General features: G+C 65.8%; 28 protein-coding genes and 1 pseudogene. 12 read left to right on the forward strand and 17 right to left on the reverse strand.

What is annotated here, in order from left to right:
- Positions 1–7: 7 nt before the first annotated feature.
- Complete coding sequence (locus LL236_RS06025; RefSeq protein ID WP_228177895.1) at positions 8–163, forward strand: hypothetical protein; 156 nt, start codon at positions 8–10, stop codon at positions 161–163.
- A 305-nt stretch (positions 164–468) separates the two neighbouring features.
- Here the strand turns inward: LL236_RS06025 and LL236_RS06030 are convergent, their stop codons facing one another.
- From LL236_RS06030 to LL236_RS06045, 4 genes are read right to left on the reverse strand one after another with little or no spacing between them, the layout of a single operon-like run.
- Positions 469–1,323 (reverse strand): helix-turn-helix transcriptional regulator, encoded by an 855-nt coding sequence (locus tag LL236_RS06030; protein ID WP_024476689.1) that lies wholly within the window; start codon positions 1,321–1,323, stop codon positions 469–471.
- 49 nt (positions 1,324–1,372) lie between these two features.
- Positions 1,373–2,062 carry an NAD(P)-dependent oxidoreductase gene (locus tag LL236_RS06035; protein ID WP_024476688.1) on the reverse strand — a complete coding sequence of 230 codons (690 nt, stop codon included), beginning with the start codon at positions 2,060–2,062 and terminating at the stop codon, positions 1,373–1,375.
- Entirely contained in the window at positions 2,059–2,286 is a 228-nt protein-coding gene (locus tag LL236_RS06040; protein WP_197425747.1) for a hypothetical protein, read from the reverse strand. The genes LL236_RS06035 and LL236_RS06040 overlap by 4 nt, the downstream gene beginning before the upstream one ends.
- Before the next feature lie 30 nt (positions 2,287–2,316).
- Positions 2,317–3,276, reverse strand: a complete 960-nt coding sequence (locus LL236_RS06045) for an MFS transporter (protein ID WP_199732620.1) — start codon at positions 3,274–3,276, stop codon at positions 2,317–2,319.
- 105 nt (positions 3,277–3,381) lie between these two features.
- Between LL236_RS06045 and LL236_RS06050 the strand changes: the two genes are divergently transcribed.
- The 5 genes from LL236_RS06050 to LL236_RS06070 all read left to right on the forward strand — a co-directional run bounded on the left by LL236_RS06050 (position 3,382) and on the right by LL236_RS06070 (position 8,773).
- Positions 3,382–3,966 (forward strand): TetR family transcriptional regulator, encoded by a 585-nt coding sequence (locus LL236_RS06050; RefSeq protein ID WP_024476687.1) that lies wholly within the window; start codon positions 3,382–3,384, stop codon positions 3,964–3,966.
- A 227-nt stretch (positions 3,967–4,193) separates the two neighbouring features.
- The gene (mobF, locus tag LL236_RS06055) at positions 4,194–7,649 is read left to right on the forward strand and encodes a MobF family relaxase (RefSeq protein ID WP_024476686.1); all 3,456 of its coding nucleotides are present in this window, start codon (positions 4,194–4,196) and stop codon (positions 7,647–7,649) included.
- A gap of 103 nt (positions 7,650–7,752) precedes the next feature.
- Entirely contained in the window at positions 7,753–7,989 is a 237-nt protein-coding gene (locus tag LL236_RS06060) for an addiction module protein (RefSeq protein ID WP_024476685.1), read from the forward strand.
- Complete coding sequence (locus LL236_RS06065; RefSeq protein WP_024476684.1) at positions 7,986–8,303, forward strand: type II toxin-antitoxin system RelE/ParE family toxin; 318 nt, start codon at positions 7,986–7,988, stop codon at positions 8,301–8,303. Before LL236_RS06060 ends, LL236_RS06065 begins: the two co-directional genes overlap by 4 nt.
- A 44-nt stretch (positions 8,304–8,347) precedes the next feature.
- Entirely contained in the window at positions 8,348–8,773 is a 426-nt protein-coding gene (locus LL236_RS06070; RefSeq protein WP_231734932.1) for a hypothetical protein, read from the forward strand.
- Positions 8,774–8,927: 154 nt separating this feature from the next.
- Here the strand turns inward: LL236_RS06070 and LL236_RS14990 are convergent, their stop codons facing one another.
- The gene (locus tag LL236_RS14990; RefSeq protein WP_120298671.1) at positions 8,928–9,122 is read right to left on the reverse strand and encodes a hypothetical protein; all 195 of its coding nucleotides are present in this window, start codon (positions 9,120–9,122) and stop codon (positions 8,928–8,930) included.
- Positions 9,123–9,159: 37 nt separating this feature from the next.
- The gene (locus tag LL236_RS06075; RefSeq protein WP_024476682.1) at positions 9,160–9,609 is read right to left on the reverse strand and encodes an aldo/keto reductase; all 450 of its coding nucleotides are present in this window, start codon (positions 9,607–9,609) and stop codon (positions 9,160–9,162) included.
- On the opposite strand from LL236_RS06075, the gene LL236_RS06080 reads away from it, so the two are divergent.
- From LL236_RS06080 to LL236_RS14830, 4 genes are all read left to right on the forward strand, one after another.
- A complete protein-coding gene (locus LL236_RS06080; protein WP_229382131.1) occupies positions 9,587–9,940 on the forward strand; it encodes an IclR family transcriptional regulator in 354 nt (117 codons plus the stop codon). The two genes, LL236_RS06075 and LL236_RS06080, sit on opposite strands and share 23 nt — an antisense overlap.
- Before the next feature lie 161 nt (positions 9,941–10,101).
- Positions 10,102–10,824, forward strand: coding sequence for an alpha/beta fold hydrolase (locus tag LL236_RS06085; protein WP_005054944.1), 723 nt, complete (start codon positions 10,102–10,104; stop codon positions 10,822–10,824).
- Between the two features lie 16 nt (positions 10,825–10,840).
- Positions 10,841–11,755 (forward strand): alpha/beta fold hydrolase, encoded by a 915-nt coding sequence (locus LL236_RS06090; protein WP_005054941.1) that lies wholly within the window; start codon positions 10,841–10,843, stop codon positions 11,753–11,755.
- Positions 11,756–12,655: 900 nt separating this feature from the next.
- Positions 12,656–12,778 carry a hypothetical protein gene (locus LL236_RS14830; RefSeq protein ID WP_267189609.1) on the forward strand — a complete coding sequence of 41 codons (123 nt, stop codon included), beginning with the start codon at positions 12,656–12,658 and terminating at the stop codon, positions 12,776–12,778.
- A 14-nt stretch (positions 12,779–12,792) separates the two neighbouring features.
- Here LL236_RS14830 and LL236_RS06095 read toward each other — a convergent pair whose 3' ends face one another.
- Positions 12,793–13,143, reverse strand: a complete 351-nt coding sequence (locus LL236_RS06095) for a winged helix-turn-helix transcriptional regulator (RefSeq protein WP_024476679.1) — start codon at positions 13,141–13,143, stop codon at positions 12,793–12,795.
- Positions 13,144–13,214: 71 nt separating this feature from the next.
- Here LL236_RS06095 and LL236_RS06100 point away from each other — a divergent pair, with 71 nt between their 5' ends.
- The gene (locus tag LL236_RS06100) at positions 13,215–14,222 is read left to right on the forward strand and encodes a zinc-binding alcohol dehydrogenase family protein (protein WP_024476678.1); all 1,008 of its coding nucleotides are present in this window, start codon (positions 13,215–13,217) and stop codon (positions 14,220–14,222) included.
- 767 nt (positions 14,223–14,989) lie between these two features.
- On the opposite strand, the pseudogene LL236_RS06105 reads toward LL236_RS06100, so the two are convergent.
- The 6 genes and pseudogenes from LL236_RS06105 to LL236_RS06130 form a co-directional block, all read right to left on the reverse strand.
- A pseudogene (locus LL236_RS06105) lies at positions 14,990–15,577 on the reverse strand (DEAD/DEAH box helicase); the annotation flags it as partial.
- A 367-nt stretch (positions 15,578–15,944) separates the two neighbouring features.
- Entirely contained in the window at positions 15,945–16,127 is a 183-nt protein-coding gene (locus tag LL236_RS06110) for a helix-turn-helix domain-containing protein (protein ID WP_036294314.1), read from the reverse strand.
- 48 nt (positions 16,128–16,175) lie between these two features.
- Positions 16,176–16,985: a hypothetical protein gene (locus tag LL236_RS06115; protein ID WP_195692259.1), complete on the reverse strand. Its 810-nt coding sequence runs from the start codon at positions 16,983–16,985 to the stop codon at positions 16,176–16,178.
- A complete protein-coding gene (locus LL236_RS06120) occupies positions 16,978–17,385 on the reverse strand; it encodes a hypothetical protein (RefSeq protein ID WP_195692258.1) in 408 nt (135 codons plus the stop codon). Before LL236_RS06120 ends, LL236_RS06115 begins: the two co-directional genes overlap by 8 nt.
- Before the next feature lie 47 nt (positions 17,386–17,432).
- Positions 17,433–17,813 (reverse strand): hypothetical protein, encoded by a 381-nt coding sequence (locus LL236_RS06125; protein WP_195692257.1) that lies wholly within the window; start codon positions 17,811–17,813, stop codon positions 17,433–17,435.
- A gap of 72 nt (positions 17,814–17,885) precedes the next feature.
- Positions 17,886–18,167 carry a helix-turn-helix domain-containing protein gene (locus LL236_RS06130; protein WP_036295200.1) on the reverse strand — a complete coding sequence of 94 codons (282 nt, stop codon included), beginning with the start codon at positions 18,165–18,167 and terminating at the stop codon, positions 17,886–17,888.
- 213 nt (positions 18,168–18,380) lie between these two features.
- On the opposite strand from LL236_RS06130, the gene LL236_RS06135 reads away from it, so the two are divergent.
- Positions 18,381–19,022: an NYN domain-containing protein gene (locus tag LL236_RS06135; RefSeq protein WP_036295197.1), complete on the forward strand. Its 642-nt coding sequence runs from the start codon at positions 18,381–18,383 to the stop codon at positions 19,020–19,022.
- A gap of 21 nt (positions 19,023–19,043) precedes the next feature.
- On the opposite strand, the gene LL236_RS06140 is transcribed toward LL236_RS06135, so the two are convergent.
- Genes LL236_RS06140 through LL236_RS06155 form a run of 4 tightly spaced genes read right to left on the reverse strand, consistent with a single transcriptional unit; the run spans position 19,044 to position 24,781 of the window.
- Positions 19,044–19,460, reverse strand: a complete 417-nt coding sequence (locus LL236_RS06140) for a hypothetical protein (RefSeq protein ID WP_195692256.1) — start codon at positions 19,458–19,460, stop codon at positions 19,044–19,046.
- Positions 19,453–21,558, reverse strand: coding sequence for a hypothetical protein (locus tag LL236_RS06145; RefSeq protein ID WP_195692255.1), 2,106 nt, complete (start codon positions 21,556–21,558; stop codon positions 19,453–19,455). The genes LL236_RS06140 and LL236_RS06145 overlap by 8 nt, the downstream gene beginning before the upstream one ends.
- Positions 21,555–23,369, reverse strand: coding sequence for a hypothetical protein (locus tag LL236_RS06150; protein WP_195692254.1), 1,815 nt, complete (start codon positions 23,367–23,369; stop codon positions 21,555–21,557). The genes LL236_RS06145 and LL236_RS06150 overlap by 4 nt, the downstream gene beginning before the upstream one ends.
- Positions 23,366–24,781: a tyrosine-type recombinase/integrase gene (locus LL236_RS06155; RefSeq protein WP_195692253.1), complete on the reverse strand. Its 1,416-nt coding sequence runs from the start codon at positions 24,779–24,781 to the stop codon at positions 23,366–23,368. The genes LL236_RS06150 and LL236_RS06155 overlap by 4 nt, the downstream gene beginning before the upstream one ends.
- Positions 24,782–24,827: the final 46 nt, after the last annotated feature.

Below are 24,827 nucleotides of genomic sequence, written 5' to 3' on the forward strand. Positions count from 1 at the left end.
CCTCACCGTGACGGTGCCCTCGGGTTCGTACCCGAACTCGACGTTCGGGGCGACCAGCACCACATCACCCACCGACGCCGACCCGCCCGCATCGGCATCGGCATCGGCATCGGTGAGGATGATCGAGCCGTCGCGCACGACCACGAAGCGCACACAGTCATAGGCGGTCGCCGCCAATATGCGACGGTGACGGATGCTGGTGACATAGACGCAACTCCACGGCTCGACCGGCTGCACTATCGCGGGGTGCGGCGACTGCGGCGTCCTTGTAGGCTCATGACCGGTCGGCGTGGTCGCCGGGCGTTCGAGTAGCAGCGACATGACGACCTCCCTTCTCTGACCACCCCCGAGCAACCAGGGGGAAGAACCGGCCTACCAAGCACCGGCGGTCGCGGCGAAGCAGGAGACGAGCAGGCCGGGCGTTTCCCGGTCACTCCGGCACTTTGCCGGGCAGCGCGACCGGCTCGGTCATGGGAGGTCGGTCATGAGCGGGCGCATGTCTCGGTAGCGGCTCGGTGTCACTCCGGTGTGCGCTGTGGATGCTTCTACCGCGCGCGACCGGCTCCGCCACCCCACCCGCTGCCCGGTGGCGGTGACGGTGATGTTCGTCTCGCGTAGGAGCCGCGCCATCTCTTGCACGCGGAGCATCACCAGGTAGGCGGTCGGGGTCTTCCCGAACGTGTCCGTGAACACGCGCACCAGGTGCTTCGGAGAGAGCCGCACCAGGGCTGCCAGTTCCGCGAGCGTCCACGGGTGCGTGATCCGGCTGTGCAGCGCGTCGCGCACCAGCATCGCCTCACGACGCAACGGTTCAGGCACCCGACTTCGAGCGGAGAACGGGCGAGCGCGGGCACGTTGCAGCCGGGTCAGCCGCACCGTCGAGACGCGGATGCACGGCGCGATCACATCGGTGATGAGGAACCAGAGCGCCTGCATCCGATGGAACCGTTCCAGGTACTTGCCCTCGACGGTGAGGGCTACCAGCTCGTCCAGCCACGGCAACAACCGCCCGGCTCGATCCCGGCCCAGGTGCAGTACCTGGGCAGGTTCGGTGTACACCTTTCCCGCGAAGTCGTGGGCGTCGAGGCGGTCGTGCAAGATCGCGGAGTGTTGCCAGAAGAACTGATCCAGCGCCATGTCGGTGTCGATGTAGACCGTCGTATAGGTGACCCGCCCCTCGGGTTCGACGCCGAACAGCACGCTCGGCCCCAGCAGCACCGCGTCGCCAAAGCTGACGGGTTGCTGTCCGAACTCGCTGAACACGATGGCCGTGCCGTCACGGATCACAACGAGCCGGACAACGTTGTACGCCGCCAGGCCCACAGGTCGATGCGTCGTCCGTGTCCGAGCCGACAACGGCGGGGAGATGCGCCTATCCACTCATCGGGTGCTTTTCTGTCAGTTCACTGGGCCATGCGATGAGTTGCGTGCGAGTGTCGTCCTTGGTGGAAGTCTCCGCGACTGCCGCTCCGAAGTCGGCATAACTGATCGCTTGTCGGGTGAACGCAGTCTCGTCTGTGGAAGGGGAGACTCGTTCCCAGCGTGCTGTCGTCGGCCCCTCCGGTTCGTAGACGGGCGGCGGGATCAGATACGCCCATTCTGATCCTGCGTTGCCCGCTTCGAGGTGGTCGCGCAGCATGGCGTGTGCTCTCCCGCGCGGCAGTGTGGGTTCTGGGAACCGGGGGTCTTGCCAGAACCGTCTGTCTCCAGGGAGTCGGAGTGCTCCTGCTCCGCCGACCGTGACGATCCGGGCCGGAGCGCCGTTGGCCTTGGTGCTTGCCTCGATGAGTCGATCATGTACGGCCACGAGTTCGGTCGGGGCGATGTCCTCACGCAGTCGGATCGCGTTCATGACGACGTCGATGCCGTGCATTGCTTGCGTGAGACTGGCGTTCTCAGCGATGTTCACGACCGTGGAGGTCAGCGATGCAGCAGTCTTGGCGAGCCGCGTGGTGTCTGCCGGATCGCGCAGCGCAGCGGTCGCCTCGATGCCTGCGGGGAGATGAGCGAGGATGGCGGCTCCGGTGCGCCCGGTCGCGCCGAGAATCAGGATGCGAGTCATACAGGTACCTCCGAAGCGGGCGTGCGGGTGAGTCGGGCGAACCCGGTGAGGCTGGCGACGGCGAGCACCATGAGCGCGGCGAGACTGACGAGCAGGATCGGGAAGTCCAAGCCCAGGTAGGCAGTGAGTGGGCCGACGCTGGCACCGAGGAACAGCACGAATCCGTTGAGCGCCATCCCACCGGCCCGGTTCGGGGCGGCGGTCTCGCCGAACAGGGTGATCATCGCGGGCACCGCGAGCGCGACCCCAGTGACTCACACGAGACTCGCCAGCGCCGTGCCCGCGAGGGATGCCGAGAGTGCGGCTTCGATCAGCAGCCCAATCGCGGCGAGGGCGAACCCGGCACGTGCAACCCCCGCGCCGCCGAGACGCTTCGCAATAGCGCCCGCGAAGAGGGAGGCGAACATGCCCGGCAGCCCGACGAGGCGGAGCCAGATCACCTGCGATGAGTCCAGGCAGAGGTCGGTCAGGTGCGGGCCGAGGCCGGTGTACATGCCGACGAACGACAACAGCAGCGTTAGGTGCGCGAGGCTCAGTAGCAGCACCGAGGGGCGTGTGGCGACCCTCCCGACTACGGCGAAGCGACGCACCAGGCTCGCATCGTCTCTGCGACTGTGCGGCTCGGTGACGAGCACGGCGACGCCGATCATGCCGAGGCCGAGCATGATGCCGGAGAGGATGAACACCCACTGCCAGCCCAACGTCAGGCTGAGCGCGGAGGCGAGTACTTGGCCTGCGATCCCGGCAACGAGGAATGCCGTCGACATGGCCCCGATCGCCGTTGCCCGACGCTTCAGCGGGGTCGCTTCGGCCAGATACGCGAGCGCAACCGGCGCGAAACTCGACGCCATCACCCCCTGCACCCCGCGCAGCGCAGCAAGCATCGGCACCGTGGAGGCGAAGCCGCAGGCGATGGTCGCGACGGTGAGATACACCAGGCCGATGAGCATGATCCGCTTCCGCCCGTACTGATCGGCCAACGGCCCCCAGATCAGGAACCCGACCGCATAGCACACGCTGAACACCGTCGAGAGCGCGAACGTCACATCAGAGCCGAGTTCCGCACCGATCGGGGCGATCAGCGGGATTGCCGCGTACAACTGCGTGAGCACCAGCAGCGCCGTGACCACGAGCAGCACGACCACGCCGTTCCCTGCCGGGTGCTCGCGCGCCTCGCCTGCTCCCGCTATCTGTTCCGTCGAGTTCGCAGACACCACCACTCCAAATCCAACGTTTCCGTTGGATTTGACTGTAGTAGGCTAACCGCGAAGACGCAACGTGAGCGTTGGGTTTACCGCACGAGACGGGAGGTGGGAACGATGGGCTGGGATGTTGAGGGCAGGAAGCGCCGCATCCTCGACGCGGCGGTGGCCGAGTTCGCCGCGCACGGGCCGCACGGCACGACCATCGAGCGCATCGCCAAGGCCGCCGGGGTGAACAAGGAGCGCGTCTACACGCACTTCGGGGGCAAGGACAGACTTTTCGCCACCGTACTGCGCGAGGAACTGGCGAAGGTAGCCCGCGACGTGCCCGTCGAATCATTCGCAACCGAGGACGTGGGCGACTACGCCGGGCGCGTCTACGACTACCACCGCGAGCACCCCGAACTCGGCAGGCTCATGCGCTGGGAAGGGCTCGTCTTCGACACCGAAGTACCCGACGAGGCCGAGCGGCGCGAATACTACGGATACAAAGTCGCCGCCATGACCGACGGACAGGCCAAGGGCACAGTAACGAGCGACCTCGACGCCGACCACCTGATGTTCCTCGTGCTCTCACTCGCCGGATGGTGGTCAGCGGTACCGCAGGTCGCCCGCATGATCACCGGAGCCGAGAGCGACGCCGAACACGCACGCCGCCGTGCCTCCGTCGTCACCGCTGCCCGAAGACTCATCGGGCAGTAATCAGGTCACGAAGTTCGCCGAGAAGACTAGTCACTTCATCGAACCGAACTCCGAAAGTTCCCTCGAACTTTGTGACGCCAACTCTTGCCAGCGACACTCTGTGCGACGCTCTCGCGCTGACGCTCGGCTCCATCAGTCATCTGCCCCCTATCTCAGTGAGGCACGTATTTTACGGCGGGGCCGTAGTGCGCACCTCTCTCACGAGACGACTCGTGAGGGAGGCCAGAGTGAAGGGTGGAGTGAAGCTGTTCCACGGCAGCGGTGCTGCCGCGCGCGCCTATGTCGAGGCCGACCGCTCCCGCGCTGACGAGTACTACCTCGGCGCAGACCAGGCCGTGGCCGAGTACGCCGTGATCGACGCGACCGGCGAGGTCACCGCTGCTCGGTCGCTGTCGGCGGATGAGTACGAAGCCTGGGTCGATTGGGTGAACCCGGACACCGGGGAGTCGATGGGTACCCCGCGCAAGCCGGGCAAGGTGCGTCGGGGGTCGCCGTTGTTCGCGGAGATGACGATCAACGCGCCGAAGAGCCTGTCGGTCGCCGCCGCACTCCACCCGGACGTGTCCGAGGCGTTGGACGCGACGCAGCGGGATGCGGCGCGGGAGATTCAGCACTTCCTTGGTCAGCATTCGGTCACGTTGGCGGGGCCGCGCGGCGCGCAGGAGGTGCTGCCGGTCGAGCACATGCAGACCGTCGCGATCACGCACAAGACGAGTCGTGCGGGTGATCCGCACCGGCATATCCATTTCCAGATTGGCACGAGGGTGTGGGCGGGCGGGAAGTGGCGGGCGCTGACCACGGCGGCGTTGTTCCAGCAGCAGGGCGCGATCCGTGCTCTCGGTACGGCGGTGATCGCCGCGCACCCCCAGCTCGCCGCCACGCTCTCCGAGCATGGCCTGACCCTCGACCCCGTAAGCGGTGAGGTTGTGGAGTTGGAGCCGTTCAACGCCGTCATGTCGAAGCGGTCGGCGCAGATCAGACGCAACCTGGAACGCATGGAGGCCGAGTGGCAAGCGAAGCATCCCGGCGAGACGCCCGGCCCGGTGTTGACCGCTCGGATGCAGGACGCGGCGTGGGCGTTCCAGCGGCCCGGCAAGAAACCGGCGGACTTGAAGAACGAGCAGTGGTGGCAGCAGGAACTCCGAGACGCCGGCTACCACCCCGAGAGCTTGCAGCACCCCGACACCGTTGCGCCGGCATCGCTGGATGACCTCAGCGTGCAACAGGTCGCCAGTCGTGCGCTGGATCGCTGCGCGGCGGCTGCATCGACCTGGACACCGCACACCGTGCGAGAGCACGTCACCCGCATCACCACCGAGGCAGGCGTGCAAGCGACCCCGGCGGAGTTGCGCGAGTTCATCGACCTCGCCACCGGACTCGCCGCCTCGGATTGTTTCTCGGTGCTGCCGCCGGGCATGGTGCAACCCGAGCACGTCGCCCACCTCACCAGCCTTGGCGTCGTCGCCGCCGAGACCGCACTCCGCGACCAACTCACCGCCGCGACGCCGGAACGGGAGCCGAAGCACCCCGACGTGACCGACGCTGCGCAAGCCGCCGGACTCGACACCGGGCAGACCGTGGCCGCCGCTGCCGTCGCCTCGACCAACCCGCTCGTGATTGTCGAGGGCGCGGCGGGCGCAGGCAAGACCACCATGCTCGGCGTCGCCATCGAGGTTGCAGCCGAGCACGGGCGATCCTCGCGGGTGGTTGCGCCGACGTTGCGTGCGGCGCAGGTCGCCCACGAAGAACTCGGCGTGCCCGCAACCTCCGTCGCGGCGCTCGTGTATGCGCATGGGTGGCGGTGGAACGAGGACGGCGTATGGACACGCCTCGCACCCGGCGACACCGACCCTGCAACCGGGAACATCTACACCGGCCCACCAAACGACGCCGTGCTGTCGCGGGGTGAGCGGGTGATCGTGGACGAAGCGGGGATGCTCGACCAGGACACCGCCCTCGCTCTGCTGACCGTCACCGCCGAGGCAGGCGCGTCGGTCGCGTTCGTGGGCGACCGGGCGCAGCTCCCGGCGGTCGGGCGCGGCGGGGTGCTCGACATGGCCGCCCAGATTCGTGGCCGTACCTACGACATGACCGAACTCCACAGGTTCACCGATGCCGAGTATGCGGCGTTGACGTTGGTCATGCGTGACCGGGAGCACCCCGGCGACGTGTTCGACCGACTCGCCACGATGGGCCTCGTGACCTTGCATGCCGACGAGGAAGCGGCCCGCGAGCACATCACCGCCCACGCCCACGACGGCGAAGCGATCACCGTCGCCACCAACGACGAGGCCACCGAGCTGAACGAGCACATCCGCGCCGGGCGGGTCGAGCGCGGCGAGGTCGACGACACTATGACGACGACCGGCAGCGACGGGCTGAGCATCGGCGCTGGCGACCTGATCCAGACCCGGAAGAACAGCAGCGACCTCGGCGTGGCAAACCGGCAGCAATGGATCGTGCAGCATGTGACCGACGAGGGCAGCGTCTACGCCCGCGAAGTCAGCGGCGGAGGCAAGCACAGCCGCACCGTCGCCCTCCCCGCCGAGTACGTGAGCGAGTGGGCGCACCTGTCGTATGCCGCGACCGCCTACGGCGTCCAAGGCGCAACCGTCGATGCCTCCCACACGGCCTTGTCGGAGGCGACGAGCGCGGCAGGCGTCTACGTCGGCATGACGAGAGGCCGCCAACAGAACCAACTCCACGTCGTCGCCGCTGATATGGCGGATGCGCGGGCGCGGTTCGTTGAGGCGATGGAACGCGACCCGGCAGACCGTGGCCTCGACCACGCCACCGCCCAAGCCATCGACGCCGTGCAAGGCCTCGTCAGCGATGGCCCCGTGCAGCTCATCACCGAAGAACTCGCCCGCCTCACCGCCGAAGCCGAACGAGCCGAACGTGCGGCGGAACGCTGGGAGCAGACCGCTGCCAGGTTCGACGCCCAGCGCGCAACACACAAGACCGAGGACGACGAGCACGCCGACGTGCTCCGCCACGCCGAGGACGAGGCGGCGCGCATCCGTGCCGAAATCGCGGAACCGTTGACGGTGCAGGCCGAGGCAGACGGCACCACCTATCTCGATGCTGTCGAGCGCGAGGCCGCCGCAAGCAGCCGACTCGCCACCGTCGGCAGGCTCGGCAGGCGCAAGGCCCGCGCGGAGCACCGCCAGACGAGCGAGCACACCCGGACGGTTCGGGCACGGGTGCGCGAAACATGGGGCGAACCACCCCGCACCACCGACACCCTGCCCGAGTGGGCGGCACGACAGGCCGAGCGTCGCGCCGAGGCCGATCCCCGCGTGATCGACGCCGCCCAGCACGTCGAGGCCGCGCGAGCCGACCGTGACGAGTTGCGGCAGCGGCACGAGCAGGAACGCCGGGCGTTGCTGGTCAGCGAGTACGGGCCGCAGGCGGTGATGCGCCACCGGGTCGGGATGCGACTGCCGAACCCAGCACAGCAAGCAGGACAGGCGCACCAGCAAGCCACCGCGCTCCGAGCCGAGGCCGACTACCTCCGCGCGCTACCGATCCGCGACGCCGCCGCACGGATCGAAACCACCCGCGCCGAGCACGAAGCAAGGCAGCAAGCACTCGCCGAACGCGAACGGCAACTCCGCGAGCCGACCGAACGCGACCCGCGGCGCAACGACCCGCGACATGACGGGCCAGCACGCGGCCTATGAGCATCAGCAGCACGTCGCGTCGGCGTGACGTTCACAGCAGCCCCGCAACCCGAGCCACAGACGCCCAGCGCGATTGTCGGCCGTTCGACGTACACTTGAATACATGACACCCGACACCGCAACTCTGATCCGAGACGGCCTCGCGCTCGACGCCGATCAGCGCGCGGTCGTCGCTAACGCCCTGCTCGAAAGCCTCCATGATGCAGACGACGAGAGCGAGGTCGATGCAGCCTGGCGTGCCGAGGCTACCCGGCGACTGGCCGAGGTGCGTGAGGGTGCGGTCGATCTGGTGGATGCCGACGAGCACTACGAGCGTTTGCGCGCCTTGCTCACCGCATGACCTTGGCCCAGCGAGAGCACCCCGAGGCCGTCGCGGAGTTCGACGCCGCCGTGCGCTGGTACGAAGACCAGGAGCCAGGGATCGGCCTTGCGCTCATCGACCGAGCAAGGCAAGCCCGGAAAGACCTCGACCAATGGCCGAACGCCGCCCCACCATTCACGACCGCTGACGATGGCACCGTGATCCGCAGCAAGGCCGTTCGCGGATACCCGTACCGCATCGTCTACACGGTGGAGCCGGACACGATCCTGATCCTCGCCTACGCCCACGAGCGCCGCGAACCCGGCTACTGGCTCCACCGGCTGAACGACTGAACAGCACGCCGCCGGGCTCATGGCTCGGATCGGGTCTCGCGTACATTTCTGGCGCCGTCGAACCCGGTGGTGAGGTCAGCGAGGAGCAGCTCCGCCGTCTCATGGGGCACGGCCAGGACCCCAACACGAGCGAACAGTTGGGTCGTCCGTACCGCCGATTCGCAAGCACTGCCGAGCGAGTTGCCCGTCGGCTTGAGAAGCTTCCCGAGACCCTCGCTCCCGCTGATAGGGGTGCACAGGTGGCGTTGATCGAGGCGGAAGAGGCAGGGAAACCGACGGGTGTGTTCGGCGAAGTCGGTGAGGCGGGCGAGGTTCTGTCGGGTCTTGACGGCGAGGTAGCGGCCGTTGACTTTCCGGTCTTCGTTGATCTCAAGCAGGGCTTCGGCGGCATGCTGGCGGACGTAGGGGTCTTCGGCGTCGTCGGCGGCGATCTGTGGCCCAGACTTCGCGAATTCGGGCAGGGGTACTAAAGCCCACCCCCTGTTCCCGATCGGGCACACTGCAGAACTTACTCTCTCCCTCGCCGCCATCTGCAGTGCACGCGACTTCGCGATGGTTTGGACGCGGCTGTCGAGCGAGCCGAAGGTGAGGCGAGCAAGGCAGATCGCGCCTACGTTCGAGCCATCACCTTCGCCGCCGGTCAGTTGCTTCGCGCAGTCGCCGAAGTCCACCGGGCAAGCCTGGCGAGCCGTATTCGTCGGCGGTCTCGAGGCAGCGGTCGTGTGTGCAGCGCATGATGGCGGAGAGCCGGTCCTGCGTGTAGTCGAATGTCCAGGAGCCGCGCGAGGCGTTCTGCTGCGTCTCCAGAGCGCGCTGAATTTACCAGATCGGTGACGATTTTGGTGTTCTTGGTGGACTAATGACCGTTCTCGGGCAGGTCAGAGTCCCGCGCGGCGGCTTCGCCGTTGTCGAGGGACGCAAGCGTGGCCATCTGGTCGGTGCTAAGGCGGAAGTCGAAGACCGAGAGGTTCTCGACCAGGCGTTTGGGGTCTGACGATCTCGGCACCGGCACGAGGCCCTGCTGCACGTGCCAGCGGAGCACCACCTGTGCCGCCGTTCGTCCGACGTCCGCCGCGATCTGCACGATCGTCGGGTTCTCCCGCAGCTCGGGCCCGCGGCCGAGCGGGCTCCAGCTCTCGGTCACGATACCGAGCACCTCGTGCGCGCGTCGAGGAACGGTACGGGCGATGTCGGGGCTGAGCTGGATCTGGTTCACGTCGGGCACGACCCCGGTCGCGGAACCGACGACGGCGGTGCGAGTCGCTTCACGGTTGGGCAAGGAGATGCCGGCCCATTGCACCTCCACGGGAAAGGTTCTCCTGGCGCAGCTCCCGCGAGAACAATTGGACCGTCTCTACCCCGACGAGCAACTCTCACAGGTGACTCCGCAGTCGATCCGTACCAAGACCGAGCTCCTCGCACAACTGGATCTTGTCGCGAAGCAGGGCTATGCAACGAACCGGGAGGAGAGCGAGGAGGGCGTGGCCTCGGTGGCCGTGGCCGTTCCCTCGGCGAGCGGGCTGCGGTTGGCGATCAACGCATCTGCCCCGGTGTTCCGCTTGCCTCCCCGCAAGGTGAAGACCCTCGTCGCACTCCTCGATGAGGCAGCCGTACGTCTGGCCGACCTGACCTCCTGAAGGCTCGTCGTCTCTTTCCCCTGCGACCTGGTGCAGGGGTCGTTCGGCGCGTTCTGAAGAGAGCTCGAGCCATGCTGGACTGTTGGCGCCGCGCAAGCTATTGTGTCTTCTAGTTAGGAACAAGTTCTGCTCAGCAGATAAATATGCGAAGAGGATGATCAATGCAGATCGTACTGGTGCACGGCGGATGGGTAGGCGGCTGGGTGTGGGACGGCGTCGCCGACGAATTGCGCAGAATGGGGCACGAGGTGATCGCGCCGACGCTGCGCGGTCTCGAAGACGGTGACGTGGACCGCTCCGGCGTCACGATGAGCATGATGGCGCGCGATCTGATCGATCAGGTAAGAGAGCTCACCCAGCTCGACATCGTGCTCGTCGGTCATAGCGGCGGAGGTCCGCTCATCCAACTCGTCGCTGAGGCGATGCCCGAGCGCATCGGCCGGGTCGTCTTCGTCGACGCCTGGGTGCTGCGCGACGGCGAGACCATTAACGACGTGCTCCCCGATCCGTTGGTCGCAGCGACGAAGGCGCTTGCGAGTCAGTCCGACGACAACACCATCGTCATGCCGCCTGAGCTCTGGGCCGCGTCTATGCAGGACATGTCCCCGTTCGAGCAGCAGCAGCTCGCCGCGCTCGAGCCGAGGCTCGTCCCAGCGCCGGCAGGCTGGTCCGATGAGCCGATCCGCCTCGACCGGTTCTGGGCGAGCAGCATCCCGTCAAGTTATGTGTTCCTCGCTCAGGACCAGGCCGTTCCCGCTGAGATCTACCAGGCCGCGGCCGGGCGGCTTGATAGTCCGCGCACGATCGAGATCGACGGAAGCCATTTGGTGATGCTCACGCATCCGGAGAGGCTCGCACGGGCCCTCGACGCCGTCATTGCCTAACAGGCCTGGGGAAGCTATGGATTCGATTTCACGCCCAGACGACGTCGCGCCGATCTCGTACACCGAACTGGCGCCGTCGGGTGCGCCTGCTCGGTGGATCGTCCTCGTGCACGGGGGTGGTGCCTCGAACGAGTACTATCTCGAGACGCCCGACGGCCGACAGGGCTGGGCGGCACGATTCGTATCGCATGGCTACGGTGTGCTGGTGGTGGACTGGCTGGGGTTGTCCTATGAGGCGGCCCAACACGTCGATGATCGTGCGGCGTCTGCGCGGCTGGACTATGAGAGCGTGTGCCGAGGGATGGGCGTGTTCCTCTCTGGTCTCGGCCGGAACGTCGTGCTGGTCGTGCACTCGATGGCAGGTCCGATTGGCTTCCGCCTCCTAGAGACGCATGGCGATCTCATCGACGGGCTCGTAGCCGTCGCTCCGGGCCCGCCTGGAAATATACAGGCGGTGCCCGAGATCGTGAGGGAGTCCGACCAGGAGGTCTCCATCCGTGGAGCGGCCATCGACTGGACCATCCCGAAGATGGGTTTCTGGGAACCCACAAGCGCCTTCGTGAACGACAAGGCCATCGGACCCAGCCGGCGGTTCCCCCGCGAGTGCATCGAGGTGTTCCGCCGCACCCTTCGGCCGATCCCGGCCCGGATGCTTTATCAGCGTCAGAACATCGGTGGGAGCCAAATGAGGATCGGGCCGACCGACGCGTTCACGAACAAGCCGATTCTCGTCTTCACGGGTGGAGCCGATACCGACCACCCCTCGCAGCTGGATCAGGACATCGTGGCCTGGCTCACCGATCAGGGCGCCGCCGTCACCTTCTGGTCGTCCGAACTGCCTCTTCTCGCTGGGAACGGCCACTCGCTGATGGTCGAAGACAATAGCGACGAGATCGCTGACGAGATCGCGCGGTGGATCACGGCGCTCTGACTCGCCACCGTATCGTCCCGGCCATTATTTCAGCCGACCCGACGTCCCCAACAGCGGAGGAGAACGCCAGTCGTTTCCTTCGTGTCACTCGAGGGAACGCTGTGCCAGCTCGTTGCCGACTACGACTTGGTCGATCGGGCCCTTGCTCGAACTCCTCATTTCATACGTCTGGCGATGGACTCAAGGGAGATGTTCGCCGACGGCCGCGTGCAACTCCAGGTCATCGGTGGACAGCTGAGGCGTCTGCCACGACGCATCGAGACGATCGGTTCGCAGCTCGAACGGAACGTTCGGGCTGAGCATAAGGATGTTCCGAGACCTCCAGGAACGCGGATGGATCGGTTCGTTGGTCGGGGAGCTGACGACCACCCTGGTTGGCGTGGCGCTTATCGTCGCTGCGGTGCTACTTTCGGTCTCGGGGGGTGGCCCCCAGCTCGCCCCGACGTCGCACTCCTACCGTTCCTAGGGGCGGGGTGGTCGGCCTCGCGGGCAGGCTCCTCGTGCTGAGGCCGCTGCGCACCTCCTTGATGCGCACCACGCTGATCGCCGGATCCTGGCAAACTATCCCGCGACGCGAATTCGCAGGGGGTGTCGGCGCGACTTTCGATCGACGTACAGTGCCGTCCGTTAACAAACGATCGGTTCGTGCGACCGAACTGTCGAACGCCTGTGCATCGCTGCGGCGAGTTCCTCATGGCGCAGTACCTGGGTTTCGCTTCCGGAAGAAGATTTCACGAACCCCAGCGACACGGTGTTGCGGTGACGTTCGACGAAAGAGAAGAAGGATGGCCCGGCGAATCCCAATCGCGCGAAGTCTCGCCTTCGAAATGACAGAAGCGCTCCTGTGCTCGCGCGTCGGTTACTTCGCACCTTCTAGGTGTGACGTTATCAATTAGGGTGATGACGACCGGTGACGGGTACCGGTACCTGCTGAACTCTGTCGTGTCCGGTGACGGCGACCGCGACGCCTCGTCTGTGTTGACGCGGTATTACGCGGAGGCCGGGACTCCTGGCTCGATGTAGCGCCGAGGGGGTCGCTACTGGTCGGTTCCGACGTTGTGTTCAACCCAGTCGCGCAGATGCTTCAACGGGGCGGCTGCGCTGTGTCCGAGGTCAGTAAGTTCGTACTCCACGCGAGCGGGAACCTCGGGGTAGACGGTGCGAGTGAGCAGGCCGTGGTCTTCGAGACGCTTGAGGGTCTGGGACAGCACCTTGGGGCTGACGCCTTCCAAGCGTCGTTTGAGTTGCCCGTTGCGTTGCGGCCCGTCTTCGAGCGCACCGATGGCCAGGGCGCTCCACTTGTTGGCGAGCAGGTCGAGCATGTCGCGGCACGGACACATGGCCGCGTACACGTCGTTCCGGTCGCACTCATCCACGGTCTGACTCATACGTTCATGGTATCCGATGGGTACTAGGTTGCCTTGACGGTAACCAGTAGGTCTGGGGAACCATAATTGGCATGACGGCTACGACTGCGATCGGATACGAGAAGAACCTCCCCGCCACCGACCCCGAGGCGCTGACCGCCCGCGAGGTCGAGGTGCCCGAACTTGGACCGCATGACTTGTTGGTCGAGGTCGAGGCGGTCTCGGTGAACCCGGTCGATGTGAAACTGCGGGAAGGCGCTCCTGCGAACGGGTTCAAGGTGCTCGGCTTCGACGCCGCCGGTACGGTGCGCGAGGTCGGCTCAGCGGTGACGCTGTTCGCTCCGGGTGACGAGGTGTACTACGCGGGCAGCATCGACCGGCCAGGTACGAACCAGCGCCTGCATGTTGTGGATGAGCGGATTACGGGGCGCAAGCCGCAGGTGCTGTCGTTTGCCGACGCTGCTGCGCTGCCGCTGACGGCGATCACCGCCTGGGAGACCCTGTTCGAGCGGCTCGCCCTTACCGAGGACTCGACCGGCACCCTGCTGGTGATCGGCGCGACCGGCGGAGTCGGATCGATCATGCTGGCACTGGCCGACGCGCTCCTGCCGAACGTCACCGTGATCGCCACCGCCTCCGACGATGAACGCTCCGCCTGGGTGCGCAACCTGGGCGCGGAGCATGTGGTGAACCACCGCGACGACCTGGCTGAGCAGGTGCTCGCCGTCGCGCAGGATGGCGTGGACTGGCTGTTCACCGCGCATTCCGCGGGGCAGATCGAAACCTATGCGCGGATCGTTCGAGCGTTCGGGCATATTGTCGCCATTGACGACGGTCCGCGCGACGTGTTCCCGCTCAAGGGCAAGAGCATCGCTTGGCACTGGGAACTGATGTTCACCCGCCCGCTCAGGCAGACCCCGGACATGATTGAACAGCACCAGCTCCTGAACACTGTCGCTGACCTTGTAGATCAGGGCCGCATCCGCACCACGGCCACAACGACACTCGCGCCGATCTCACCGACCACACTCCGCGAGGCGCACGAGTTGGTCGAGAACGGCCGCACAGTCGGCAAGGTCACCGTCCACAGATGGGAGTAGACTGAAACCGCGCGCACGCGCATGTTCACAGGCGAGTGCGTTTGCAGAACCTCGGCTAGCTGGTCGTCGAGGATCGTGCGCAGCTCCACCCACTTCTTGTCGTCATCCAGCAACCGGACGCGGCGCGCGACGCGGATGAGGTCTTCGAGGATCGCGATCTCAGCGCGGAGTTCACCGATCGACTCGGCCGCAGTGGCAAGGTCGACCACCTGGTCGACACGGGCCTCGAACTGTGCTCGTTCTTCTTCGGAGATTTCTTCATCGAGGTCATCGAACTCGTCGGGGTTGAAGCTTGGCGCCGAAGCGGAGGCGTCCTCGAAGTCGAGTGCGACGCGGCCGGTTGACCACTCGTCAATAGACGCAGTCATGGAGGTGCTGTAGCGGGCCTCGTCGGTCGCGCGCTGCCATTCCCGCAGACGGGTCTCGAGTCGCACTTGGCGTCGCTCGAGCGATCGGAGGATCGCCTCCGGACTTGAGGCGAGGCGTCGCTGCAGCACGGTGAGCGCGAACCCCACGTTGTTGCCGCGCTTCTTGTCGCCCGCCTGCGCGAGCCGTTCCGCACGACCCATCTCGGTGCGCACGTAGCCGGTCACCAGCTCATATAGCTCACGCTCGGGGTCGCTCAGCTCGTACTCGACCGTGTACGCGCGACGCTCGGGGAACAGAGGCTTGCCCTCGAAGGTGAGGAGCTCTTCCTTCACCATGCGCCGCATCAGGCCGCGCGTGTCAGTGCGGTGCACGCCGGCGCGGAACTGGCCCTCGAACCGGTCGCGGTCCAGCAAGGACATGAACAGCTGGAAGTCTTCTTCCTTGCCTGCGTGCGGGGTCGCGGTCATGAGGAGGAAGTTGTGCGCGGTCTCGGCGAGCAGCCGCCCCAGCCGGAACCGCTTCGTCTCGTCGACTTGACCCGCCCATGACGAGTAGTGCGCGGACATGCGATGCGCCTCATCGACGACGACAGCGTCCCAGGTGACGTCGGAGAGCTGCTCGATCAGGTCATCGCTGCGGGAGAGTTGGTCCATCCGTGCGATGAGGAACGGGTGCTCGTCGAACACATTGCGGCCCTGCGCGTCGTCGACCATCTGACGGTTGAAGATCTCGAACGAGAGGTCGAATTTCTGCGACAGCTCTTCCCGCCACTGCTCCACGAGGCCGCCGGGCGCGACGATGAGCGCTCGTTCGCAGTCGGCGCGGAGGATGAGCTCCTTGAGGTAGAGGCCGGCCATGATCGTCTTGCCCGCGCCGGGGTCATCAGCGAGGAGGAACCGCAGCGGGATTCGCGGGAGGAGTTCCTCGTACACTGCGCGGATCTGATGCGGCAACGGATCGACGTCCGAGCTATTCACCGCCGCCATCGGGTCGTAGAGCGCGGCGTACTTGATGCGGAGCGCCTCGGCCGCGAGGCGGAACTCATCAGGGTCGCCGTCGAACGCGGGCGCGTTACCCAGCTCCGTGACTAGTTCGAGCTTGCCGGCATCGAGCTCGGTGATGGTGCGTTCGCCGGTCCGACCCGAGTCATCGCGGAAGAAGATCTCGACGAGCGCGTCGTCCAGCGGTGTCACGCCGACGAGTGTCACCGGCTGCCCGGGCAGGACACCGCGCAGGCGTTGCCCGGCGCGCAGCGATGCCAGCGTCACCGCAGGTGCGTCCACGTGGTTCCTCCCCTGGAAAATGGCAAGTCGATCAGGATACGTCGTGCCGCCGACATCGCGGCCGACTGGGTCAGTCCGGAGATCCTGCGTCCCCTCTGCGTACCCAGTCGTCGACCTCGCTCGCCTGGAACTTCCACAGACGCCCGACCTTGTGCGCCGGCATCCCCTTGTCGGAGATCCAGGCGTAGATCGTGTCCTTGGTCACGCCCAAGTGCTCAGCGATGTCGTCGGCAGAGAGCCACGGCTCGGACATTCACGCCCCCATGCGGATTGAACCGGATTTATCCGGGTATGGCCGATCCTATCGGGACCCCTTGCCCTCGTCGCCATTAAGGTGCCCGACTTCGTCAACGGCCGCCAGCAGCTCTTCGAGGTGCATGTGAATTTCGTCGTACGCCTGCATGAAGAACATCAAGTCCATGTTGAGTGGGGGCGTATCGTCCAGGTCGGCGAGGACCTCTCGAGCCTCGCGGACCGCTGTCTGCAGCCGAGTCTCGATTCCCGGCAGGCTCAGGATCCAGCCGTCGATCACGCTGAACGGGACTGGTGAGAAGTCGTGGGCGTCGACGCCGACGTGGAACTGATGCCCATTCGGGCCATGGTCCCGTGCGTGGGTGTGCCCGTGGATGAGCGGGATGCCGTCGTCCCAGCGCGGGCGATGCGAAGTGTGTCGATCCTGTTCCTGGCTGTCGCCGGCGTAGGGGTAGTGCGAAGCGATGATCCGGTACCCGCGGCGGGTGCCCTCGACGACCTCTGGGAGGATCTCCCAGCCCGCCGCTTCGTACATGGGCAGGAATCGCTCGATCGCCCGTTTCGACTGCGTCGCGGGCGAGACACGATCGTGGTTGCCGGGGACGAGGAGTCGGCGTCCGTGCAGGTGTGCGGTGAGCGGAAGGGATTCAGCGATCGCTCCGAGCGCGAGATCTCCCAGGTGCAGCACGACGGAGTCAGGAGCGACAACGTCGTTCCACCGGCCAATCAGCGCGGCATCCATCTCCGCGACGGTTGAGAAGGGACGGTCGGCGAGCTCGCTGATGCGGGCATGACTGAAGTGGGTGTCAGAGGTCACGAAGTCGACTTGGTCGAAGTCGAACCAGGGGTACTCACGCATCGCCAGGATCCGGGGCGTCGGGATCCATCTCGAAGGCGCGAAGCAGCGTTCGTTCGAGGTCGCTGACCGGCTCCGGCGGCATCCCAGCGATCTCGTCACGCAGCTGACCGAGAGCGGCCTCGATTGCGGTCCGATGCTCGTCGCGCCAGGCGCGAACGCTCGGATCGCGGAGGACTCCGTCGTCACGACTGCCCGGATAGTCGAGCAGGAGCTCGGTCTCGATCGCCGACGCCATTGCGCGTGCATCGACTGCGCTGGTCATGCGGAGAATCGAGAGGTGGGTCGCGGCGTCCGAGCCCGACACCTCGACGAGGTAGCGCTGGATATCGCCATCCTCGCCGTGCGTGGTCGCGACGAGCGAGACCGTGACCGTACGGCCTGCGATTGAGATCTCGCGCATGCTTCCTCCTCGACGTAGAACCGGCCAACCTATCAGGCGGTGATGGATCAGTCAGTCTCCGGCTCGGGATAGATTCGTCCCGGCCGTACGACGTCGTCGTGTCCGGGGATGAAGGCGATCGCGCCCAGTCGGGTCCAGTAGCTGATCAGCCAGCGCTGGATGAGCTCGGTCTGTTCACGGCGTTCGAGGAGTGTCCGTCCCGGGTCTTCGATGACGTCGTCCCACGCGATGCTCGTGAACATCGCGTTCAAGAGTTCGGCGCACGACGGCCCAGTGCCATGTGTGTCCCACCATGCGATCGTCAGCCTGCCGGCTTGGGCTGCGGTGCTGGATCCGGCGGGCTCCTCGATCGTTCCGATCAGGGCGGTGAGGTAGGGATCTTCCACCGCCATGACGAACGACTCCTGGTTGAGTTCCGCAGCGCCCATACAGTGCAGAATGCCATACAGATTAGGCCTCTCCTGGTAGTCGCGGGCTGTCACCCGCAACGCCGAAGTGCCTCAGCGGATCGTGAGGTCGGGCGTCACGCTGGGCAAGAGGTCGGTGAGCTGAACGTCGAGCACCTGAGCTACCGCCAGCAGAGTCTTGACGGTCGGATTCGCGGGAGTTCCGGGCTTCGACTCACCCTTCTCGAGCTTCTGGTACGTGTAGCGGCTCAGGTTGGACTCGTACGCCACACGGTCCTGGCTGTATCCGACACGCGCTCGTTCCCGCTGGATGTTCTGGCCGAGCTCGCGAGCGTAGTGGTCCCACGCATCAGGCGAGGTCGCGGGGGAAGGCACCCATCAAGCGTCACGAGTAGGCCTCTGCAGTAAGGCCTAATCTGTATGGCAATCTCGATGGCTCGACAACCCGGCTCGGACACAAAGACGCCCTCCACGAGGGAGGGCGTCGGGCCACGGTTGGGATGAACAACCGGGCGGGGTGTATCCACACTATACACACGATCGCTGGTAGGAAGGTGATCACCTCGTGCACCGATTTGGAGTCGTCTGTTGTCAGCCTCACCCGTTCCTGGACCGCCGCACGAGCGCCTCATCGTCTACATCGACGGCTTCAACTTCTATCACGGCATGCACGACAAGTTCGGACGCTCGACGCTCTGGATCGACTTCGTCGCACTCGCGCAGAGCCTGCGCCCACGCAGCCACATCGTCGCGGTGAAGTACTTCACCGCACCTGTGCTGGGCGATGCGGGCGCGGCCAGTCGTCAGGCCTACCATCAGGCAGCCGTCGCTGCGCGTCACACCAACGTCTTCAGCGTCACGCAGGGCCGATATCAAGCGAAGACCGTGACGTGCTTCAACTGTCGCGCAACGCGTACGGTGCACGAGGAGAAGGAGACCGACGTCAACATCGCCGTTGCTCTTGTGGGCGACGCCGCTGCGAACGCGATGGACTCGGCACTGATCATCAGCGCCGACAGCGATCTTGCGCCCGCGGTCAGGGCGGCCAAACAATTCCGCCCGCACATGTTCATCGGCGCCGCCTTCCCACCCAAGCGGTTCTCGAGCGAACTCAAGCAGCTGATGCCCGCGTCGTCGCAGATCGGTCGCGACAAGATCCGCCAGGCTCTTCTGCCCGAGAGCTTCACCGTCGGCGCGACCACGTACACCCGACCTCCGAAGTGGCGATGACACGAGCAGCAGCAGCGCCCGTCATCCCCGGCGTGAGTCCGCGTTCGGGCGCTTCATCGGAGTGACGTTGTGGCTCGGGTCATCGCCACGCAGCAACTGGTTCTCGACGTGCAGCTCGGCGATGGCGGTCGCGGCGATCGTCAGCTGTGCTTCGAGGCTGCTCACTCGCTCGCGGAGCTGTTTGATCTGGGCTGCACGATCGGCCAGCGAGCTTCGCAACGACTCGATCTCACGATCTCGCGGCTGGGACCCGTCGACGCGACGTGCCCACTCATCCATGACCGCAGTCGCACGGTTCATGGTGGCGCGGCTGACGCCAGCTTCGCGATAGAGGTTCTCCTTGATGAGGCGTCCGTCGGTGCGGATCGCCGCGCCGGTGAGCAGGCGCTCCATCGCGTCGCGCAGTCGGCGTTCGGTCGCGGCAGAGATCTCAGGCATCCGTGAACTTCCTCGTGATACGGCGAACGTCTTCAAGTTCTGTCTCGAGTTGTTCGCGATTGTGTGGTGCCATCTTTCGGTCGCGCAGCTTCGCGACGAGGTCGCGTTCCTCCGCGATCCAGATCGGCGCGTGCTCCTCGGTGACGACGGAATTGCCGCAGGCGGTGGGTTGGCAGCGATTAGGCATGACGCCTCCTGCGGCCGCTTCGGCGGGCAGCCCCTTCAAGCACGCCGCCTGCTCAGGGATGCCGAGGCAGTGGTTGACGGTTCCCCATCGGAGCGTGCTGAAGCGATCGCGCAGGAGTGCGCGCAGTGTGCGCTCGTCGCCGACTTTGACCTCGTTGCTTGCGACGGCCTCGACCTTCTCGAGCTCGTCTCGGAAGCGCTGTGCGCCTGCGCCTGCGAGCCTCATCTCGTGGTCTTGGTGAGAAGACCAGGCGCCGACCAACCGTGACGCGACAGCTTCCTGAAGCTCATGCTCGAACTCCGCGGCCCACTCCGGCGTCTCGCTCGCGTACCCGGAGGTCGTGCCGTTCGCGACGGCGCGTCGCGCTGCGTGCTTGAGCTGGATGCCGAGGGCGATCTCGCCGTCTGGCTGTTGCGCGGTGATCACGGCCATCGTCCGCCGGAACATGTGCGGTGCAAGCTGGAACGCGGGGATCGGTTCGAGACCGGCATCCGCGGATTGACCATTGAGCTGAGAGATGAACTGCTTCAGCTCGCTGTGACGATCGAACCGACCTGCTCCGTCGTGCGCTCGATGTTCACGTCGAACAGAGCTGAAGACGTCGTCGCCGAGAGCAAGTCGTTCCGCGACGGCGATTGCTTGCGCAACGGGTTCGATGATCCACCAGTTGCGTCGCTGGGTCCCACGCCGACCCTTCCGGAGCTGGGAGGTGACGGCGGGCGCCCCGTACGAAGTGGTGAGCGCTCCCTTCTTGATGCTCAGCAGTTCCGAGTCGCGCATCATCGTGAGAGCCGCGCAGAAGACGTAGCACGCGTTGCGGAGGAGCTTCAGTTGGACTCGGATCGTCGCCGGGTCGAATCCGTCGATCCACGGACCGACGGATCCATCGGCGCGTTCGATCGCCGTCGCTTTTGTGGCGAGCCCACCGCGCGCGGTCGCGAGCGTGCCGGAGCCGATCGCGTCGACGATGTCCTGACGTCGGCGGAGGACGTCAGGACGGTCCAACTCGGAGAACATCTGCTTGCTGTGCCCATCGGAGACGAGCAAGGAAAGAAGTGTCCAGTGGATCTCGCCCTCGCGGAATCTGCCGTACGTCATCCGATGCAGGGGCACCCGATTTCCGGGCGTTACGATCCATCGCGCGAGCGTGTCCTCGGGGTGTCGTACCTTCACGCGCTCGGCTTTGGGGCGGTCGAGCGCCGACCATTCCGCGGCGGCCGCAAAGATGTCGTGCGAGAACACGTTGATGTACTGCCAACACGCCCGCAGGAGCGGCCACCACACCTGCGGTGGAATCACCGGCGTGCTCAGCTCGGCGCTGGACTTCTGCCCGCTGAGCGCGATCGTGTGGAGATCTCCCCATGGACGGAATGGGATGCCTCCGCCAGAGAGGACTGCCGCGTAGGTGTGCAGTTCGCGAACAGCATCGACTGCTTGTCGCGTTCTGGAGGGGATCCCCATCGTCTTGACCTCAGTGAGGAAGCCGTCGAGGTGCGACTGATGGAGATCACGGAGTGGAGTGTCAGGGAGGTTGTCGGCGTACCACGCGGCGAACCGCTTCAGGCCCTCGAGCTTGGAACGGATCGTCTTCACATGGGCGGGCGTTGCTCGCAGATAGATCATCTGCCCGCGCAGCACGGGATGCACAGGGTTGAGAAGTGCCATTGCGAGTTCGCGAGCACGAAGGTTCCACTCACCGATGAACGAGTCGAACAACAGCACCGCGGAATGGCGGCCCGCAGCAGGGTTCCACCCCAGGGCGCTGAGGTCCCAGCGATCCTCATCTCCGAAGAAGGGGATGGGGAAGTCATGTTCGAGGTGTCGATCTGAGATGACCGCCGTGTCGCTCGCCCAGTAGTCGCTCGCGAACAGCGACACCGGCTCGGCAGAGTACTCGCGATCGACGCTCACAGGTGGACTCCTCTCTGGGTGAGCGGCACATGGACAGAGGCGGTCTCGCACGCCGTCCGCGCGTTCTCGATCTCCGTCGGGGAGAACTCGTGGAGGATGCGTTCGACGTTGACCAACTGCTGACCGTGTACCGCCGCGAACTGGGCCGGGGGCATCTCGTTCTCGTGACCGCGGAGAATCTCTCGGTACGCGAGGACTCGCGGCAGGTGATCTGCGAACACGATCGCGTTCGGGCACGCGAAGCACATCGATGGCCGATGCTCGCAGAGCCGCCCCGCCGGCGTGAAGGGCGATTCGTACGGTGACGTGCACTGAGTCACGTTGATTCCCTGGTCAGTGGCGCTCGAGGCCAACTCGGCGGCTGCGGCAGCACCCAGGTCGCCTGCTGCGTCGTCGACGGTGCTGGCCGCAGCACGAACGAAGACCGGCCCTCGTACTCGATCGAACACCTGACTCTGCGCCGCGTTGACTGCGTTGCCGGCCAGAACATGCACGGTTGTCGACTGCGCGTAATGGCGTTGGTAGACAGCGATGCTGTGGTCGTCTCCCGCCGCGGCGTCAGCGCTGCGGAGCACTGCTGCACGAACACTCTTCACTGTCTTGCGTAGCCGGCGGGAATCGTATGGCTTTGATATCTCGGGCGAGATCGCCATCAGAAGCGACGTGAAGGGGCGGCGCGAGAATGACTCCTGGCGCGCGACGAGATGCCTGGACGCGGTGCGCTGCACGGTGATGAACAAGGCGTCCGCGTCGGAGCCGCCCACCTCCTTTGCCTCCTCCCGAGCTGCCTCGGTGACAGCGATCAGGCGAAGTATGAGATCCCCTGCTCTCCACCCGGTGCCATCGCGAGACCCGGTGATCGCGCATCGCACGGTTCGAGTTCGGTGGGCTCGCGCCTTGTGGAGCCGTACGCGGACCGAGTCTGTCGTGTGCTCGATGTCTGTGAGTCGAACGTCCGACCACTCTTCCGGCGCCGCACCACTCTCCAACTGCAGGAGTGTGCGAAACGCAACGAGGTCCTCGCTGGACGGATAGAGGTGGGTCAGTAGTCGTCGCGTGATCCGGCCGGCATTGGCGCGGACCGGTGACTGTTCGAGCGCGAAGTCGTCGTGGAGGTCGTCGAGCACACCCGATGCGCACGCGCGGAGGACATCAGCCTCGATCGATGCTCCGGGACGTCGTCCGAGATGGCGAATGCCCCACAGGACATCGGCGCTTCGTTCCCACCCTGTGCTTCGGGGATCGTCTGCGCTGGCGAGCAGCCGACGTCCGACTGCCAGACGAGCCTCCAATTCGCGGATTCGGGCGCGGCAGGCGTTGCGAATCGCGAGTCGCTCCGCGTTCGAGAACTCATCGAGCGGCGTGGAGTCGCCGCCCTGGTGCAGCACGTGCGCCTGCGCCCAACGGAGCGTGGCGTCGCTGACGTCACGACCGTTCGCTGCGTGGACGCGGACGAGAGCGCGGATCTGTCTGCCGTACTTGTACGGGATCGCGCTCTCTGGCGGGTAGTTGCCGGCCAACGCGGATTCCCACGCGTGCAACGCGTCGATGAGGGCGAGTCCCGGCGTTGCGAGACTCACAGTTCGCGGGCAAGCGTCAGGTAGACCGCGCAGAAGGCTCATCAGCGCCCGGCGGTACTGATACGCGGTGCCGTCGGTGTGACCCATGGCTCGACGCATGTCGATCAGCGCGTCCGCGAGCTCAGCCGCAAGGACGGGGTGTGCGAAGTCGAGCGGGGCGAGTGTTCCATCGACGTTCGCGGTCGGAAGAACGAACAGCATCTGCCGCGGGGTGAGGTCGATGTTCGTCACGCGACGTTCCGATCAGCGAGGACTGCGTCCGCGTATGTCATGCCCTCGTCGCTCCAGCTCTCGAATACGTCCTGGATGAGCGCATCGGTGTCCTCGATGTAGCGCAGGTAGACCATGGTCGTCGCCGGGTTCGAGTGCCCCAGCAGCCGCTGCACTGTAAGTCGCGGGTTGATGGCGATGTGCTCGGAGATCGTGGCTGGTCCCACGTTGCCTGCCCGTCGCTCCGCCTCGCGGGCCAGCGCCACATCGGTCAGCGATTTCAGGAGCACGACAGCGAAAGTGTGGCGCAGATCGTGCGGAGTGATCCGTGCACGGCGACCGCCCATCTCGTCCTGAGCGAGCCTCAGAGCACGCCCGCTTGCAGCCTCGAACGTCGCGTGCCATTGCCTGCGGCTGATCGGCAAACCGCCTCGACCGACGAACAGCCCCAGCGCCTCCATCCCGTGGTCCCGCTCGATGACGGCAATTCGTCGCAGGTGCGGAGGCAGCTGGTGCAGCCGCCATCTCGATCGCCGCCCATTCACCCGGCCTCGCAGGATGCCTGCCGACACGTCGATCTCGTCGACGACGAACAGCTCGGAGCGGCGTCGCCAGAGGGAGGCAGCTGACGCGCGGACGACCGCTCGGCGCTCCGTCTGCCGGTAGAGATCGACCGCCCGAAGCGTCGTGAGGGGGACGTGGACGCGTCGACGCTTCTGGTACTTCGCGCACGCCTCGAGCAAGACGGAGATGCCGGTGCCCGTCGGCGGCGGGACTTCAGCGTCGAGCAGTGTGGAGAACTCACCGAGGCGCATCCCCGTCGTCACGGCCAGCTGCGCGCCCGCCTTTGAACGCAGGCTCGTTGTGCCCCGCCAACTCTCGTCCAGATCGCCCGCGGCGGTTCGTCCGCCGAGACCGACGTCGAGGAACGTGCGCCACTGCGCCTGCGTCAGCGGCCGAATGTCGGGCTCGCTCCTCCAACGCATCCGGAGCGGCGACGACCTTCCGATGGTGATCCACGGTTCGCGCTGGATCTGCCCGGTCTGAGTGAGCAGCTGATAGATCCCGCGTATCACGACCACGTCGCGTCGCCACGTCGCCGGCGACACCGGGCGCTCGGAGCCGCTCAGCCGCCATTCGCGGAACGCGACGATGTCGTCGCTCGACGCATGGATCACGTCGGTCTGTCGCGTGGCGAGGAACGACGCAAACCGCCTGGCGTCGTATGCGTACGCGCGCAGCGTCGCCGGGTCTGTCGACGCTGCGACGATCCGGAAGTACGTCAACCACGGCTCAACCGGCCGCCACCGATCGTCAAGAAGGATCGGCATCCCCTCGGGGAGCGAACGGGTGCGCGAGTAGATGTCGCTGGCGCGCGCGTCGAAGTCGGTTGAGGGGGCGAGTTGGTGGTCGACGAAACGCAGATACATCATGCTCCGGGGGTGCAGTCGGGTGGGTCGTTGAGACACTGACCGAACG

Origin of the sequence: Microbacterium schleiferi (genome assembly GCF_020781975.1) — a bacterium.
GTDB lineage: Bacteria > Actinomycetota > Actinomycetes > Actinomycetales > Microbacteriaceae > Microbacterium.

Coding starts and splice junctions, on each gene's coding strand:
- LL236_RS06035 (WP_024476688.1), bottom strand. CDS start 2,062: ATGACTCGCATCCTGATTCTCGGCGCGACCGGGCGCACCGGAGCCGCC.
- LL236_RS06040 (WP_197425747.1), bottom strand. CDS start 2,286: ATGATCACCCTGTTCGGCGAGACCGCCGCCCCGAACCGGGCCGGTGGG.
- LL236_RS06050 (WP_024476687.1), top strand. CDS start 3,382: ATGGGCTGGGATGTTGAGGGCAGGAAGCGCCGCATCCTCGACGCGGCG.
- LL236_RS06060 (WP_024476685.1), top strand. CDS start 7,753: ATGACACCCGACACCGCAACTCTGATCCGAGACGGCCTCGCGCTCGAC.
- LL236_RS06065 (WP_024476684.1), top strand. CDS start 7,986: ATGACCTTGGCCCAGCGAGAGCACCCCGAGGCCGTCGCGGAGTTCGAC.
- LL236_RS06080 (WP_229382131.1), top strand. CDS start 9,587: ATGCCGGCCCATTGCACCTCCACGGGAAAGGTTCTCCTGGCGCAGCTC.
- LL236_RS06085 (WP_005054944.1), top strand. CDS start 10,102: ATGCAGATCGTACTGGTGCACGGCGGATGGGTAGGCGGCTGGGTGTGG.
- LL236_RS06090 (WP_005054941.1), top strand. CDS start 10,841: ATGGATTCGATTTCACGCCCAGACGACGTCGCGCCGATCTCGTACACC.
- LL236_RS14830 (WP_267189609.1), top strand. CDS start 12,656: ATGACGACCGGTGACGGGTACCGGTACCTGCTGAACTCTGTCGTGTCC.
- LL236_RS06095 (WP_024476679.1), bottom strand. CDS start 13,143: ATGAGTCAGACCGTGGATGAGTGCGACCGGAACGACGTGTACGCGGCC.
- LL236_RS06100 (WP_024476678.1), top strand. CDS start 13,215: ATGACGGCTACGACTGCGATCGGATACGAGAAGAACCTCCCCGCCACC.
- LL236_RS06110 (WP_036294314.1), bottom strand. CDS start 16,127: ATGTCCGAGCCGTGGCTCTCTGCCGACGACATCGCTGAGCACTTGGGC.
- LL236_RS06115 (WP_195692259.1), bottom strand. CDS start 16,985: ATGCGTGAGTACCCCTGGTTCGACTTCGACCAAGTCGACTTCGTGACC.
- LL236_RS06120 (WP_195692258.1), bottom strand. CDS start 17,385: ATGCGCGAGATCTCAATCGCAGGCCGTACGGTCACGGTCTCGCTCGTC.
- LL236_RS06125 (WP_195692257.1), bottom strand. CDS start 17,813: ATGGGCGCTGCGGAACTCAACCAGGAGTCGTTCGTCATGGCGGTGGAA.
- LL236_RS06140 (WP_195692256.1), bottom strand. CDS start 19,460: ATGCCTGAGATCTCTGCCGCGACCGAACGCCGACTGCGCGACGCGATG.
- LL236_RS06155 (WP_195692253.1), bottom strand. CDS start 24,781: ATGATGTATCTGCGTTTCGTCGACCACCAACTCGCCCCCTCAACCGAC.